Below are 14981 nucleotides of genomic sequence, written 5' to 3'. Positions count from 1 at the left end.
AAATTGACCTAAATCATAGAACGAGCTTACTTCCAACACTCTGATAACAATCGACTGTTAAAACAGCAATAGAATTGGTATGACCAATTACATAAAGCATACAAATGGGAAGTCGACGTGCTAGCAGTTTTGGAAAAGAAATACAGAAAATGACAAAATTATCAGTCTATTTATTCACCAAAACGGCATGTGCGAGCGTAAAAATGTAGTTAACTTTTAACAATCATTAATATTTCTGGTATCAAAAAAAGGCATACCTGATCGTATGCCTTATTTATTTCGCTTTTTTGAATTTACACTTTCGCTACAAATCAACGCTGTATAAGCAGTCTATATTTCACCCAATCAAAGCTTAGACCAGGATCGCTTTTTCTCAAGGGCGCAATATATTGATGACCGGTAATTCGTGGCGGGGTGATTTGAGGATAAGACTGCATAATCACCTCAGTGATCTCTGCAAGTGATTGATATTGCGCTTCTGTGTAGGCAGTAAATTCTGTCCCTTCAAGCTCGATACCAATGGAATAGTCATTACAACGCTCCCTGCCCGCGAAACTGGATTGACCGGCATGCCATGCTCTATCGAGAAAAGAAACAAATTGAACAACCTCGCCGTTTCTTTTAATCAAGCAATGTGCAGAAACGCCCATTTTGTGAATAACTTCAAAAAATGGATGTGCATTTGGGTCTAGCTTGCCAGTGAAGAAGTCCTCAATATACGGTCCACCAAACTGCCCAGGAGGCAAACTGATGTTGTGTACCACCAGCAGAGAGATGTCGTTTGTATCAGAGCGAGCATCAAAAAATGGTGACGGAACATGCTTTGCCTGTGTCAGCCAGCCATTCTCGATAATTGGGCGCATATCAACCTCTCTACTTTGCAAATTAACTGCTGAAATTATTGACACCGGAGAGTATCATTCGTTGCCATCTCCCTTTCAAGACAAGATTTGCGATGAAGAACACACACAACATTCAAGAACGCCTAGAATACCTTAAACAACAACTCCCTTTAGAGATCACTCGCTCTGTCGCTGATACCTTAAAAGAAGATCTAGGTGGCAGTGTCGACGCAGATAACGACATTACTGCATCTTTGATCCCTGCCGATGCGGTTAATACCGCAACGATTATTACTCGTGAGCATGGTGTGTTCTGTGGTCAAGCATGGGCTGATGAAGTTTTTAAACAGCTCGGTGGCAAGGTCAGCATTGAATGGCACGTAAAGGACGGCGATAAAGTCAAACCTAACCAAACCCTTTGCACGCTGACAGGCCCTGCTCGTGACCTGTTGACTGGTGAGCGTAACGCAATGAATTTCATCCAAACGCTGTCTGGCTGCGCAACAGTTACCGCAGAGTACGCTGAAAAAATCGCGCATACTGAGTGCCGTCTACTAGACACACGCAAAACCATTCCTGGTCTGCGTAGCGCACTAAAATACGCCGTGACCTGCGGTGGTGGCTTTAACCATCGCATCGGTGTGTTCGACGCTTACCTTATTAAAGAAAATCACATTATTGCTTGTGGTGGCATCACTCAAGCCATCCAAAAAGCGAAAGAGCTTAACCCAGGCAAACCGGTAGAAGTAGAAACGGAAAGCTTAGAAGAGTTGAAACAAGCGATAGAGGCTGGTGCCGACATCATCATGCTCGATAACTTCACAAAAGAAATGATGCGTGAAGCCGTAGCGATTAACGCAGGTCGTGCCGCTTTAGAGAACTCCGGCAACATTACGCTAGAGACCATCGCAGAATACGCAGAAACCGGTGTCGATTACATTTCGGTAGGCGCGTTGACTAAGCATCTACAAGCGATGGATCTTTCGATGCGCTTCAAATAATAAAAGCAACAAATCTTAAATTACTTCAACTAACTCAGTGAGTTGTGAGCAATTCATCATTTAAAAGGGCCAATTGGCCCTTTCTTTTTATCCACTAAAAAAATAGTACTACTCGCAAAACTCTGCATGCGATATGCAATTTTTCACCAAAGAATTTTATCTCACTCGAGAGCCCATCCCTTCCCCATTTTCAACCCACCTTAACTCTCCATAATCTTTCGCCAATGCAAGAGCATTATTAATTTTTAGGAAAGGGTTAAAAATGAAAAACAGTAAACAGAAAAAACAGCAAGGTTTTACCTTGATTGAATTAATGATTGTCGTCGCGATTATTGGTATTTTGGCCGCATTTGCCGTGCCTGCATATCAAAATTACACCAACAAAACTCATGCTTCTGAAATGCTCAGTGCTGCATCAGCGATGAAAGCGGGTGTAGGCGTCTGCCTATTAAGTGGTGGCACTGATTGCGGAGCCGGACAGCCTAATGTTCCCGCAAGTCAAGAATTTGATAAAGGTGCCGGAAACCATTTTGCAGTTACCTCTGATGTCAAAGTAACTGCTGCAGCTACCTCGTCAGCAGCAGCTAGCATCACAGGAACCGTTACCGCAACAGTAGATGCAACTGACGGTAAAGCAGGTCTGAAAAAGAACGGGACCATAAATCTAGCGCCAAAATTGACTATGTCAGGGGTGACTTGGGAGGTTACCTGTGATCTTGGCAGCAATGACTACTGTCCTAAGAGCTAATGCTAACCAATCTCTCCACGGTTCTTCGCCAGGCCGGATTACTAACATTTTCCCAAGAAGAATCGTTGCTTGAGCAAGTCAAAGCTTCTGGCATTTCGATGCCAGAAGCTTTACTCAGTTCAGGGTTATTCACGTCAAGCGAACTCGCTGAGCACTTAAGCTCTCTCTTTGGTTTAAATCAGCCCGAGTTATCTCAGTACGAGTACGCTTCGCTTTGTCAACAACTCGGTCTACGTGAATTAATCACTCGGCATAACGCACTCCCACTCCAACGTACGCCTTCAACGTTATTATTAGCGGTTGCCGACCCCACGAACCAACAAGCAGAAGATGACTTCCGCTTTGCGACAGGGTTGCAAGTAGAACTTGTTCTCGCTGATTTTCGCGAGCTGACCGCTGCGATTCGGCGCTTATATGGCCGCGCACTTGGGCAGGAAAAGTCTGGGTTAAAAGAGATCAACCAAGAAGAGTTAGCCAACCTGGTTGATGTGGGCGCAGATGAATCGACAACATTGAAGACTTGAGCCAAGACGAGTCACCCGTCAGCCGTTACATAAACCAAATTCTGCTGGACGCTGTGCGCAAAGGCGCATCCGATATCCACTTTGAGCCTTATGAAAAGATGTACCGCGTTCGCTTACGCTGTGATGGCATCTTAATTGAAACACAGCAGCCACCAAGCCACTTAAGTCGCCGCTTATCCGCTCGTATCAAAATCCTCTCTAAGCTTGATATTGCAGAGCGACGTTTACCACAAGATGGGCGTATAAAGCTCAAGTTGAATCAAGACACCGCGATTGATATGCGTGTATCCACACTACCGACTCTATTCGGAGAGAAAATTGTATTACGACTGCTCGACAGCAGCTCTGCGTCACTGGATATCGACAAGCTTGGTTATAGCGAACAACAAAAACAATTGTACTTGGATGCGCTGCGTCGCCCACAAGGCATGATTCTGATGACAGGCCCAACTGGGAGCGGGAAAACCGTTTCTCTGTACACTGGGCTGAGTATTCTCAATAAACCAGAAATCAACATTTCCACGGCAGAAGACCCAGTAGAAATTAACTTATCGGGCATTAACCAAGTTCAAGTTCAGCCTAAGATTGGTTTTGGTTTTGCCGAAGCCCTGCGCTCTTTTCTTCGTCAAGACCCCGATGTGGTCATGGTCGGTGAGATTCGTGACTTAGACACTGCGGAAATCGCCATAAAAGCATCGCAAACCGGTCACTTAGTACTTTCAACCTTGCATACCAATTCTGCGGCTGAAACGGTTATTCGTTTATCAAACATGGGCGTAGAAAGCTTTAACTTGGCCTCATCTCTTAGTTTGATTATTGCCCAGCGCTTAGCCCGTAAACTGTGCTCGCACTGCAAACAATCACAAGAGCTTACCGTTCAGCTACAACATCTCGGAATTCAAGCAAGCGACAACATTTTTAAAGCCAATCCCGATGGATGCAATGAGTGTACCCATGGTTATTCTGGCCGAACGGGGATTTATGAAGTGATGCGCTTTGATGAATTTCTTTCCGAAGCGCTTATTAAAGGCGCGTCGGTACATGAACTAGAAAAACTCGCCATCGCAAATGGTATGAGCACGTTACAAATGTCGGGCATAGAAAAACTCAAACAAGGGATCACAAGTTTTAGTGAACTACAGCGCGTACTTTATTTTTAATCCTTTAATCAGCAGTCACCTCTATGAAAACCACTACACCACAACTTAAAAACTTCCGCTGGAAAGGCATCAACAGTTCAGGCAAAAAGACGTCTGGACAAACTCTCGCGATGACAGAAATTGAAGTACGCGAGCGTCTAGACGCACAGCACATCAAGATCAAGAAGTTAAAGAAAAGCAGTATTTCGTTTCTCACTAAACTCAGCCATCGCGTGAAAGCCAGAGACATCACGGTGTTTACCCGTCAGATTTCGACGATGTTGATAACCGGTGTGCCCTTAGTTCAGGCTTTAAAATTGGTCTCAGAAAATCACAAAAAAGCAGAGATGAAATCCATTTTGATGAGCGTGACACGCGCCGTTGAAGCGGGGACGCCCATGTCAAAAGCCATGCGCACTGCAAGTGAACACTTTGACCCACTCTATACCGATCTTATCGCCACAGGTGAGCAATCCGGTAACTTAGCAGAAGTGTTCGAGCGCTTAGCCACCTACCGAGAAAAAAATGAACAACTCCGTGCGAAAGTGATCAAAGCACTGATTTACCCAGCGATGGTAGTGCTCGTCGCGTTAGGCGTGTCGTTTATCATGCTCACCAAAGTCATTCCCGAGTTTGAAAAAATGTTTGTTGGTTTTGGTGCTGACTTACCTTGGTTTACGAGGCAAGTATTAGATCTTTCCGCCTGGACACAAAACTGGAGTCCGTTTATCGCACTAGGCTCCATTAGTTTATTCATCTCGGCGAGAATCCTCTCTAAGCGTTCAGATTCTTTTCGCTTAACGCTCAATCGATCTGTGCTTAAATTTCCTGTCCTTGGGCCTGTATTATCAAAAGCAGCGATCGCCAAATTTAGTCGAACACTCGCCACAAGCTTTACAGCGGGCATTCCAATTCTAACCAGTTTAAAAACTACATCAAAAACATCAGGAAACTTGCACTATCAACTCGCCATAGAAGAAGTTTACCGTGATACCGCCGCAGGTATGCCAATGTATGTAGCCATGCGCAACTGTAATGTGTTCCCTGAATTGGTGTTACAAATGGTTATGATCGGTGAAGAGTCTGGTCGACTTGACGATATGCTCAATAAAGTTGCAACAATCTACGAGTTTGAAGTCGACAACACCGTCGACAACCTTAGTAAAATTCTAGAGCCACTAATTATCGTTTTTTTAGGTATCGTTGTTGGCGGATTAGTGACAGCAATGTACTTGCCAATCTTTAACTTAATGAGTGTATTGGGCTAGAATGAGCTGTTAACTCCTTTAAAACAGCATCTTGCTGATTTCACTCATCGCTCAAGAGACAAATATGGAAGTATTCCAGTACTACCCTTGGCTATTCGTTGTGTTTGCCACCATCTTCGGTCTTATCGTGGGTAGCTTCCTCAATGTGGTTATTTATCGACTACCTAAAATCATGGAACTAGAATGGCGACGCGAATGTGCCGAGTCATTTCCTGAATACAAAATAGAACCTCCTAAAGAAGTGCTGACCTTGAGCGTCCCACGCTCCTCCTGCCAGAAATGCGCAACACCGATACGTATTCGCGACAACATTCCTGTGATTAGCTGGCTGCTTTTAAAAGGCAAATGTCACAACTGTCAGACAACCATTAGCACACGCTATCCACTGATTGAACTGCTCACTGCATTCTGCTCAGGCTTTGTCGCTTACCACTTTGGTTTTAGTTACTTTACCGTTGCACTACTCTTTTTCACTTTTATCTTAATCGCTGCAACATTTATCGATCTCGATACTATGTTGTTACCTGACCAATTAACATTACCATTAACTTGGGCTGGCATTGCCTTAGCATTAGTCGAAATAAGTCCTGTTACTCTACAAGATTCTGTCATTGGTGCTATTGCTGGTTACCTATGTCTCTGGTCCGTTTACTGGGGCTTTAAGCTACTTACTGGTAAAGAAGGAATGGGATATGGTGATTTTAAACTACTAGCAGCACTAGGGGCTTGGCTGGGCTGGCAGTCACTGCCGATGATCATTCTACTTTCTTCTGTGGTTGGCATCGTATTTGGCATCATTCAACTACGCTTGCAAAAGCAGGGAATTGAAAAAGCTTTCCCTTTCGGTCCTTACTTAGCAATTGCTGGTTGGATAAGCTTAATTTGGGGCGAGCAGATTTTAAACTGGTACTTTACTTCAGTTCTAGGAGTGTAAATGGCTTTGGTTATTGGTTTAACAGGTGGTATCGCTAGTGGAAAAACAACCGTCGCGAATCTGTTCAAACAACAATTTAAAATCGATATCGTTGATGCCGACATTGTAGCAAGAGAAGTTGTCGAACCAGGTACTCCCGGCCTAAACGCGATTATTGAACACTTTGGTCACGATATCGTTCGTGAAGACCAAACTTTAGATCGCGCAAAGCTGAGAGAAAAAATCTTTTCGAATTCAGATGAAAAAGCATGGCTCAACGCACTGTTGCACCCGATAATTCGTGAAAAGATGATCGAAGATTTGCAGCAAGTCACTTCAGAGTATGCGTTACTTGTGGTGCCGTTGCTCGTAGAAAACAAGCTAGATAGTTTGTGTGATCGCGTTCTTGTCGTCGATGTAGAACCGAATACACAGATATCTCGCACGATGAAACGAGACAATGTGAGTGAAGATCAAGTTCGCGCCATCCTTGCCTCTCAAGCATCAAGAGAGCAAAGGCTCGCGCTTGCAGACGATGTGGTTAAGAATAATCCAAGTGACCCTGATCTTTTGCTTCAAATCACAGATTTGCACGAAAAGTACCTAGCCATGTGTAAGAAAAATCTGCGAAAATAGGAACGAAACTCACAAAGGCTTATGTCGATGACCACGCACAAATTTGAACATCCGTTAAATGAGAAAACTCGTATTTATCTAAGAGTGGAGTCTCTGCTGCGTCAGGCTCACTTGGCCTCTGGGTTTAGCGAAAATCATCAGTATCAACTGTTTTTCCGTGCGTTATTCGATATGGTTGAGATCTTCGAACAGATCCAGTTGAAAAGTGAACTGGCTAAAGATCTTGAGAAGCAACGGCTGTCGTACCGCCATTGGCTAAATGTTGATGGCGTCGATCAAGACGCATTAAATACCCTACTACAAGAGATAGATGTCGTTCATAGCCAACTGATGGGTGCAGAACGTTTTGGTCAAGCACTAAAAGAAGATCGCTTCCTAAGCTCTATCCGTCAACGCTTTAATCTACCGGGTGGTTCATGCTGTTTTGATCTGCCAGCATTACACTACTGGCTTCATCTACCTATTGAACGTAAAAAGCGTGATGCACAACAGTGGCAAGCAAGCTTAAAGCCCTTATCTGATGCGCTTTCGTTATGGTTAAAGCTCACTAGAGAGACCGGACATTTCAAAGCTCAAATCGGTCGTGCAGGTTTCTTCCAAAGTGACGCTGATGAAGCCAACATTCTAAGACTTCACATCCCAATGGAATATGGCGTGTATCCTATGATTTCAGGCCATAAAAACCGCTTTGCGATCAAGTTCATGTCGTTTGAAAACGGTCAAGCGTGCACACAAGATATTGAATTTGAACTTGCTGTGTGCAGCTAAGACGACACTTAGCCTCGCCTCCATAATCTAAAATTCAACGCTTTATTGCGCTTATATTTGATAAAATTTCGTAGCAGCAATAGCGCGTTGAATAAGCCATCTTTAATTCGTTTAGGTATACTACCCTTTAACACCAATTAGTAATGGGACGCTCAACTATGTCTAAAGTTACCATCGTTCAATGTCCACAATGTGGCGCCGACGTAGAATGGGGAGAACAAAGTCCTCATCGCCCTTTCTGCAGTAAACAATGCCAAATGATTGATTTTGGTGAATGGGCAGATGAAGAAAACACCATCCCAGGCGCACCCGATATGTCCGATAGTGATGGCTGGTCTGAAGACCAGTATTAAATTGAGACCTAGGGTAAAGGAATACCCTAGGTTCCTTCTTGGGGAACCTGAATCACGCTCCGTCGTCGCTGTCCAGAATGACGAATTTGAACCTCGGTGCTATATAATCTTTGACCATCATTTTCCGTCATTCCGAGTAGCCATAGCGACATCAGGAATCTACTCACAGTAAGGATGAAGCTAACAACTTAAACACTTGCATGCTCGACTAGTAGATTCTGAATCACGCTCCTTCGTCGCTGTCCAGAATGACGAATTTTAACCACGGTACTCTATAATCTTTGACCATCATTTCCTGTCATTCCGAGGAGCCATAACGGCATCAGGAATCTACTCATAGCAAGGATGAAGCTAACAACGTAAACACTTGCATGCTCGACTAGTAGATTCTGAATCACGGTCCTCCGTCGCTATTCAAAATGACGAATTTTAACCGCGGTACCCTGTAATCTTTGGCCATCATTTCCCGTCATTCCGAGGAGCCATAGCGACATCAGGAATCTATTCACAGCAAGGCAGAGGCGTGGAGTGTACATCAGTGCATGAGCATCGACAGTTCAGGTCGGGTGAAAAGAAACGAGCAAGCTAATTACACAAATAAAAAACGGAGCCCTAAAAGGACTCCGTTTAAGATGAGAACGCTAGTTATAGCATTACTTCTTAGCAAGTTTCTCTTTGATACGAGCAGACTTACCAGAACGCTCACGTAGGTAGTACAACTTGGCACGACGTACTGCACCACGGCGTTTAACTTCGATGCTATCAACGATTGGAGAGTGTGTTTGGAACGTACGCTCAACACCTTCACCGTTAGAGATCTTACGTACAGTGAAAGCAGAGTGTAGACCACGGTTACGGATTGCGATTACAACGCCTTCGAAAGCCTGTAGACGCTCACGGTCACCTTCTTTTACCTTAACTTGAACTACAACAGTGTCACCTGGTGCAAATTTAGGTAGGTCTGATTTCATTTGCTCTTCTTCAAGAGCTTTGATGATGTTACTCATTTTTTAAATTCCTAGAATAAACTGATACTAAATAAATTAGGTTACTTTGCGTTATGTTCTTTAATGGCTTTATGCTCATTAACAAACTCAGCAAGTAATTGTTCCTGTTCGTCAGTCAGAGCTAGGTTTTCCAGGAGCTCTGGTCTTCTTAGCCAAGTACGGCCCAACGACTGCTTGAGTCGCCATTGACGAATGTCCTTGTGATTGCCTGACATCAGTACCGCTGGTACCTCTTTGTCATCCAATACTTCTGGACGCGTATAGTGAGGGCAATCTAACAAGCCATTTGCAAAAGAGTCTTCTTCTGCTGACGCGAAATCCCCTAGTACACCCGGAACAAACCGAGAGACAGAGTCGATTAACGTCATGGCTGGTATCTCACCACCCGTCATCACAAAATCACCAATCGACCATTCTTCGTCGACTTCAGATTGAATGATGCGCTCATCTACCCCTTCATAACGACCACAAATCAGAAGCAAGTTCTCATTCGTTGCCAGTTCTTCCACTCCTTTCTGGTCGAGCTTGCGACCTTGAGGAGAAAGGTAGATGACTTTCGTCTTGCCCGGTGAGGCTGCTTTCGCGGTATGAATGGCATCGCGCAAAGGCTGAACCATCATTAACATACCAGGGCCACCACCGTAAGGTCGGTCATCGACTGTGCGATGTTTGTCGTGAGTGAAATCTCTAGGATTCCAAGTCTCAATCGACAAAAGACCTTTTTTAACCGCTTGACCTGTTACTCCAAAATCAGTAACAGAACGGAACATTTCTGGAAAAAGGCTAATAACGCCAACCCACATGTTTATCTCGCTCTGTAATTTTGGAGATTAGAATCCAGGATCCCAGTCAACTTCGATCCGTTGAGCTTCGCGATCAACATTAATGATCACTTGCTCTTCAAGGAACGGGATTAATCGTTCCTTCTGCCCGAAAGCATCTTTAAGATTTGCTTTAACAACCAGAACATCGTTTGAGCCAGTTTCTAGCATGTCAGTAACGACACCTAGATCGTAACCTTTAGTAGTTACAACTTGCATCCCAAACAATTCGCGCCAGTAGAACTCATCTTCTGACAATTCAGGAAGTACCGCAGGGTCAATAGCAATTTCAAAGTTCGTCATTAGATGCGCGTCTTCACGAACATCCATGCCTTCCAGCTTAGCCACCATACCTTTGTTATGACGCTTCCAGCTTTCTACTTTGTACTCAACCCACTTGCCCTTTTGGTTAATGTACCAAGGGCTGTAATCGAAAATGCTTTCAGCATTGTCTGTGTAGGAAAAAACCTTAAGCCAACCACGAATGCCGTAAGTAGCACCAAACTTGCCTACAACAATCTTTTCGTTGCTCATTGTTTCTTTACCTTTCATCGACATAAACTAGTTTCTACTTTTCAAGTAAAAAATTAAGCCGCTTTTTGAGCGTCTTTAACTAGCTTAGCAACACGGTCAGATACTGACGCGCCTTGACCAACCCAGTGGTTAACGCGGTCTAGGTCTAGACGTAGACCTTCTTCTTGACCTTTAGCAGTTGGGTTGAAGAAACCAACTTTCTCGATGAAACGGCCAGTTGCAGCGTTGCGGCTGTCCGCTACTACGATTTGATAAAATGGACGCTTTTTAGCGCCGTGACGTGCCAAACGAATGGTTACCATGTCGTCCTCTTTGCTTTCTCAAAAATAAAATTAACCCCAAAAACCATTCAAGAAATTAAACAGTTTGGGGTCTCGTGCCAAAATAAAGCTCCGGAATTTTACTCTTCTCCCGGAGCAATGCAAGGAGTTTAGTTACTTTTTCACCAACATAAATTGAATTTAAAGTTTGTGACGTACCTAACACCCTGAATCTATGCGTGATCGATTAATTAACGACCAAATGGGTTGAAGCCACCGCCACCACCCATGCCGCCCATCATGCCTTGCATGTTGCGCATCATGCCTTTCATGCCACCTTTTTGCATCTTTTTCATCATTTTCTGCATTTGGGTGAACTGTTTTAGTAAGCGGTTTACATCTTGAACCTGCACACCAGAACCAGCCGCGATACGCTTCTTGCGCGAGCCCTTGATAATTTCTGGGCGTTGACGTTCTTTCATTGTCATGGAGCTGATGATCGCTTCCATCTGTTTGAACATCTTGTCATCGACTTTATCTTTCACATTGTCTGGTAGCTGGGACATTCCTGGAAGCTTATCCATCATCCCCATCATGCCGCCCATGTTTTGCATCTGGCCTAGCTGTTCACGGAAATCTTCAAGGTCGAAACCTTTCTTCTCTTTGAACTTCTTCGCTAACTTTTCTGCCTTTTCTTGGTCAACGTTGCGTTGTAGGTCTTCAATCAAAGACAGAACGTCACCCATGCCAAGAATACGTGAAGCAACACGATCTGGGTGGAACGGTTCTAGCGCGTCAGTTTTTTCACCGACACCCAAGAATTTGATTGGCTTGCCCGTGACATGGCGTACTGAAAGTGCCGCACCACCACGAGCATCACCATCAACCTTAGTTAGAACTACACCGGTAAGAGGTAGCGCATCGCCAAAGGCTTTTGCTGTATTTGCTGCGTCTTGACCCGTCATGGCGTCAACAACAAATAGCGTTTCTACTGGGTTGATAGCTGCGTGAAGATCTTTGATCTCCCCCATCATCTCTTCATCAATTGCCAAACGACCTGCGGTATCGACAATCAATACGTCGTAGAATTTTTTCTTCGCATGGTCAATCGCTGCATTGGCGATATCAATAGGCTTTTGGTCTGGTGATGATGGGAAGAAGTCAACACCGATGTCTGATGCCAGTGTTTCAAGCTGCTTGATTGCCGCAGGACGGTAAACGTCGGCAGACACAACCAAGACTTTCTTCTTGTCACGTTCTTTTAGAAGCTTAGATAACTTACCTACCGATGTGGTTTTACCCGCACCTTGTAGACCAGCCATAAGAAGCACAGCAGGTGGTTGAGCAGCAAGGTTTAGCGCCTCATTCGACTCACCCATTACGGCTTCAAGTTCTGTTTGAACGATCTTGATAAATTCCTGACCTGGAGTCAGAGATTTAGAAACTTCTACGCCCACCGCTTTTTCTTTAACGCGGTTCACAAATTCACGAACGACCGGAAGCGCAACGTCAGCTTCAAGTAGAGCCATTCGGACTTCACGTAGGGTTTCTTTAATGTTGTCTTCGGTCAGACGACCTTTACCACTGATATTTTTCAGCGTTTTGGATAATCGATCCGTTAAATTCTCAAACATCTTTGTCTCTTCGCTAAAATGGCGATTAATTAGTGTGAGTATACATTAGCCAAGGTCTGAGTCATACCCGTACCGCTGTCCTATTCTTGTCTCTATTTATATATGGTGCGGTAACTTATTAATTTCAATATCTCATCTCTCACGATTGATGTCGGATATAACGTAGCCCCAAAGTGTAATGCAAGGTATAATTTCTCCATCGTGCACAATAATATTTAGGATTCATGGATAGCTTAATAGCCATCGCGGCCGCCATACTTTATGTCTTGGCGATTGCGACCATCATACCCGGACTCTCACAACAGTCAGGAATCAAAGCAAAAACAGTGTTTGCTAGTGCTGCCTGTGCGCTTGTTTTTCATGCGTGGATTTTGAGTGATCTGATTTTTGATGGTTCAGGTCAAAACCTGAGTATTCTCAACGTGGCTTCTTTGATCAGTTTTATTATTTCTCTGGTCATGAGCCTTGCTATGTTGAAAAACCGACTGTGGTTTTTATTGCCTGTCGTTTATAGCTTTGCTGCCATCAATTTATCTGCTGCCACATTTTTGCCAAGCACGTTTATAAAGCACCTAGAGAATGACCCTAAGCTACTCATTCATATTTCATTTGCGCTCTTCTCATACGCGACTTTAACTATCGGGGCACTCTATGCGCTTCAGTTGGCTTGGCTGGATCACAAACTGAAAGCAAAAAAATCTTTGGCGATTAACCCAAACCTGCCGCCTCTATTAATGGTGGAGCGTCAACTCTTCAAAATTATTTTGATCGGTAACTTATTGTTAACTGCCACGCTCATTACTGGCTTTGTCTTTGTGCAGGATATGTTTGCCCAAGGTAAGGCACATAAGGGCATTCTTTCTTTCATCGCTTGGGTGGTGTACTCAATACTGCTTTGGGGTCACTATCAAAAAGGCTGGCGTGGTAGAAAAGTCACATGGTTCGCTGTTGCAGGAGCAACACTGTTAACTCTGGCATATTTTGGCAGTCGCTTTGTAAAAGAAATCATCTTGAATTAAGGAGCTCTAGGGCTCCTATCCTTTATATTTTAGGCTAGATAAAATACAGTACGCCTTAACTCTTTGACTTAACGGACTTACTCAACCGTTATATAACCCAATACTTACAAGGAACAGCAACGTTTTGGACGACATCTCTACGGGTATCTTGTTTGCGCTACTCGCGTGTCTTATCGTCATATCAGGTTACTTTTCCGGTTCAGAAACAGGGATGATGTCTCTGAATCGTTATCGCTTAAAACACTTAGCCAAAAACGGGCATAAGGGTGCTAAGCGAGTCGAAAGACTATTAGACCGTCCAGATCGTTTGATTGGTCTTATTCTTATTGGCAACAACCTCGTTAATATTCTCGCGTCCGCGATCGCGACCATTATTGGTATGCGTTTGTATGGTGATTTAGGTGTCGCTATCGCAACCGGTGCACTAACTATGGTTGTATTGGTTTTTGCCGAGGTTACCCCTAAAACAATTGCAGCGCTTTACCCTGAACGTGTGTCCTACGCGAGCAGTATATTATTGACCATACTGATGAAGTTACTGTCGCCTTTAGTGATGCTTGTTAACTTTATTACGAATGGCTTTATCCGCTTACTTGGTGTAAGAGCGGATCACTCAGCAGAAGATCATCTTAGCTCCGATGAGCTGCGTACGGTGGTAAATGAAGCTGGCGGTTTGATCCCTCGCCGACACCAAGACATGCTAGTGTCTATTTTAGATCTTGAGCACGTCACCGTGAACGACATTATGGTCCCACGCAATGAAATTACCGGTATTGATATTAACGACGACTGGAAATCCATTGTTCGCCAGCTAACACACTCACCACATGGACGCATAGTTTTCTATCGTGACCAAATTGATGAAGTGGTTGGCATGCTGCGCTTGCGTGAAGCTTATCGTCTGATGTTGGAAAAGAACGAATTCAACAAAGAAACGCTATTACGTGCTGCTGATGAGGTCTATTACATCCCAGAAGGCACACCACTGAACGTGCAAATGTTAAAATTCCAACGTAACAAGCAACGTATCGGTCTGATCGTGGATGAGTACGGTGATATCATCGGTCTAATCACTCTTGAAGATATTCTGGAAGAGATCATTGGTGAGTTCACGACGTCCATTTCTCCAAGCCTCTCTGATGAAATCAGTCCTCAAGGTGACGGAAGCTTTCTTATTGAAGGCAGCACCAATATCCGAGATATCAACAAAGGCCTGAAATGGGATTTACCAACGGATGGCCCAAGAACGTTAAACGGTCTTATTTTGGAGCACCTGGAAGATATTCCAGAGAGCCATTTAAGCGTGAGAGTAGCGGGTCACCCAATGGAACTTGTTGAGATTAAAGAGAACCGAATCAAGCTCGTTCGTGTTTATCCGAAGAAGAAAAAATCGACATCCAAATGACCCGTCCTGATATGGGTTGACACTTTTTAACCAAAACGCTCGATGTACTTCATCGGGCGTTTTGTATTTTAAAGCCGTATGAGGCCTCATTTGATTATAGATATCTACG

General features: G+C 44.1%; 15 protein-coding genes and 1 pseudogene. 10 read left to right on the top strand and 6 right to left on the bottom strand.

The genetic code is table 11. The features are described from left to right. Nucleotides 1-311: 311 nt before the first annotated feature. Nucleotides 312-863: a 1,6-anhydro-N-acetylmuramyl-L-alanine amidase AmpD gene (ampD, locus tag R7P80_RS06560; protein ID WP_167415436.1), complete on the bottom strand. Its 552-nt coding sequence runs from the start codon at nt 861-863 to the stop codon at nt 312-314. A gap of 92 nt (nt 864-955) precedes the next feature. Between ampD and nadC the strand changes: the two genes are divergently transcribed. From nadC to yacG, 8 genes and pseudogenes are all read left to right on the top strand, one after another. Continuing rightward, on the top strand, nt 956-1843 hold the full coding sequence (gene nadC / locus R7P80_RS06555) for a carboxylating nicotinate-nucleotide diphosphorylase (protein WP_054700461.1): 888 nt from the start codon (nt 956-958) through the stop codon (nt 1841-1843). Between the two features lie 262 nt (nt 1844-2105). Next, nucleotides 2106-2591 (top strand): pilin, encoded by a 486-nt coding sequence (locus R7P80_RS06550; protein ID WP_005386619.1) that lies wholly within the window; start codon nt 2106-2108, stop codon nt 2589-2591. Next, nucleotides 2591-4275: pseudogene (pilB, locus tag R7P80_RS06545) on the top strand (type IV-A pilus assembly ATPase PilB). Before R7P80_RS06550 ends, pilB begins: the two are co-directional and overlap by 1 nt. Nucleotides 4276-4298: 23 nt before the next feature. Next, on the top strand, nt 4299-5522 hold the full coding sequence (locus tag R7P80_RS06540) for a type II secretion system F family protein (RefSeq protein WP_005379974.1): 1224 nt from the start codon (nt 4299-4301) through the stop codon (nt 5520-5522). A gap of 64 nt (nt 5523-5586) precedes the next feature. Then, nucleotides 5587-6456: a prepilin peptidase gene (locus R7P80_RS06535; protein WP_025768182.1), complete on the top strand. Its 870-nt coding sequence runs from the start codon at nt 5587-5589 to the stop codon at nt 6454-6456. Continuing rightward, nucleotides 6457-7071, top strand: coding sequence for a dephospho-CoA kinase (gene coaE / locus R7P80_RS06530; protein WP_017635920.1), 615 nt, complete (start codon nt 6457-6459; stop codon nt 7069-7071). Nucleotides 7072-7098: 27 nt separating this feature from the next. Beyond that, entirely contained in the window at nt 7099-7839 is a 741-nt protein-coding gene (zapD, locus tag R7P80_RS06525; protein WP_005373086.1) for a cell division protein ZapD, read from the top strand. 158 nt (nt 7840-7997) lie between these two features. Then, the gene (yacG, locus tag R7P80_RS06520; RefSeq protein WP_017635922.1) at nt 7998-8192 is read left to right on the top strand and encodes a DNA gyrase inhibitor YacG; all 195 of its coding nucleotides are present in this window, start codon (nt 7998-8000) and stop codon (nt 8190-8192) included. A 653-nt stretch (nt 8193-8845) separates the two neighbouring features. On the opposite strand, the gene rplS is transcribed toward yacG, so the two are convergent. The 5 genes from rplS to ffh form a co-directional block, all read right to left on the bottom strand. After that, entirely contained in the window at nt 8846-9199 is a 354-nt protein-coding gene (gene rplS / locus R7P80_RS06515; RefSeq protein ID WP_005379971.1) for a 50S ribosomal protein L19, read from the bottom strand. Between the two features lie 41 nt (nt 9200-9240). Then, nucleotides 9241-10002: a tRNA (guanosine(37)-N1)-methyltransferase TrmD gene (gene trmD / locus R7P80_RS06510; protein ID WP_005385420.1), complete on the bottom strand. Its 762-nt coding sequence runs from the start codon at nt 10000-10002 to the stop codon at nt 9241-9243. 27 nt (nt 10003-10029) lie between these two features. Next, nucleotides 10030-10578 (bottom strand): ribosome maturation factor RimM, encoded by a 549-nt coding sequence (gene rimM, locus R7P80_RS06505; RefSeq protein WP_005379964.1) that lies wholly within the window; start codon nt 10576-10578, stop codon nt 10030-10032. A 29-nt stretch (nt 10579-10607) separates the two neighbouring features. After that, entirely contained in the window at nt 10608-10856 is a 249-nt protein-coding gene (gene rpsP / locus R7P80_RS06500; protein ID WP_005379962.1) for a 30S ribosomal protein S16, read from the bottom strand. Nucleotides 10857-11065: 209 nt separating this feature from the next. Then, the gene (gene ffh, locus R7P80_RS06495) at nt 11066-12448 is read right to left on the bottom strand and encodes a signal recognition particle protein (protein ID WP_005385423.1); all 1383 of its coding nucleotides are present in this window, start codon (nt 12446-12448) and stop codon (nt 11066-11068) included. A gap of 224 nt (nt 12449-12672) precedes the next feature. On the opposite strand from ffh, the gene R7P80_RS06490 reads away from it, so the two are divergent. Both R7P80_RS06490 and R7P80_RS06485 read left to right on the top strand, forming a co-directional pair. Then, complete coding sequence (locus R7P80_RS06490; protein ID WP_005379950.1) at nt 12673-13467, top strand: inner membrane protein YpjD; 795 nt, start codon at nt 12673-12675, stop codon at nt 13465-13467. A 124-nt stretch (nt 13468-13591) separates the two neighbouring features. Then, the gene (locus R7P80_RS06485) at nt 13592-14872 is read left to right on the top strand and encodes an HlyC/CorC family transporter (RefSeq protein ID WP_225491537.1); all 1281 of its coding nucleotides are present in this window, start codon (nt 13592-13594) and stop codon (nt 14870-14872) included. Nucleotides 14873-14981 lie beyond the last annotated feature (109 nt).

Source organism: Vibrio sp. 2092 (assembly GCF_033339635.1).
In the GTDB taxonomy this organism is placed as follows: Bacteria; Pseudomonadota; Gammaproteobacteria; order Enterobacterales; family Vibrionaceae; genus Vibrio; species Vibrio alginolyticus.
The sequence above is the reverse complement of the archived record's forward strand: the minus strand, read 5'-3'. Positions and strand labels throughout refer to the sequence as shown.

Coding starts and splice junctions, on each gene's coding strand:
- ampD (WP_167415436.1), bottom strand. CDS start 863: ATGCGCCCAATTATCGAGAATGGCTGGCTGACACAGGCAAAGCATGTT.
- nadC (WP_054700461.1), top strand. CDS start 956: ATGAAGAACACACACAACATTCAAGAACGCCTAGAATACCTTAAACAA.
- R7P80_RS06550 (WP_005386619.1), top strand. CDS start 2,106: ATGAAAAACAGTAAACAGAAAAAACAGCAAGGTTTTACCTTGATTGAA.
- R7P80_RS06540 (WP_005379974.1), top strand. CDS start 4,299: ATGAAAACCACTACACCACAACTTAAAAACTTCCGCTGGAAAGGCATC.
- R7P80_RS06535 (WP_025768182.1), top strand. CDS start 5,587: ATGGAAGTATTCCAGTACTACCCTTGGCTATTCGTTGTGTTTGCCACC.
- coaE (WP_017635920.1), top strand. CDS start 6,457: ATGGCTTTGGTTATTGGTTTAACAGGTGGTATCGCTAGTGGAAAAACA.
- zapD (WP_005373086.1), top strand. CDS start 7,099: ATGACCACGCACAAATTTGAACATCCGTTAAATGAGAAAACTCGTATT.
- yacG (WP_017635922.1), top strand. CDS start 7,998: ATGTCTAAAGTTACCATCGTTCAATGTCCACAATGTGGCGCCGACGTA.
- rplS (WP_005379971.1), bottom strand. CDS start 9,199: ATGAGTAACATCATCAAAGCTCTTGAAGAAGAGCAAATGAAATCAGAC.
- trmD (WP_005385420.1), bottom strand. CDS start 10,002: ATGTGGGTTGGCGTTATTAGCCTTTTTCCAGAAATGTTCCGTTCTGTT.
- rimM (WP_005379964.1), bottom strand. CDS start 10,578: ATGTCGATGAAAGGTAAAGAAACAATGAGCAACGAAAAGATTGTTGTA.
- rpsP (WP_005379962.1), bottom strand. CDS start 10,856: ATGGTAACCATTCGTTTGGCACGTCACGGCGCTAAAAAGCGTCCATTT.
- ffh (WP_005385423.1), bottom strand. CDS start 12,448: ATGTTTGAGAATTTAACGGATCGATTATCCAAAACGCTGAAAAATATC.
- R7P80_RS06490 (WP_005379950.1), top strand. CDS start 12,673: ATGGATAGCTTAATAGCCATCGCGGCCGCCATACTTTATGTCTTGGCG.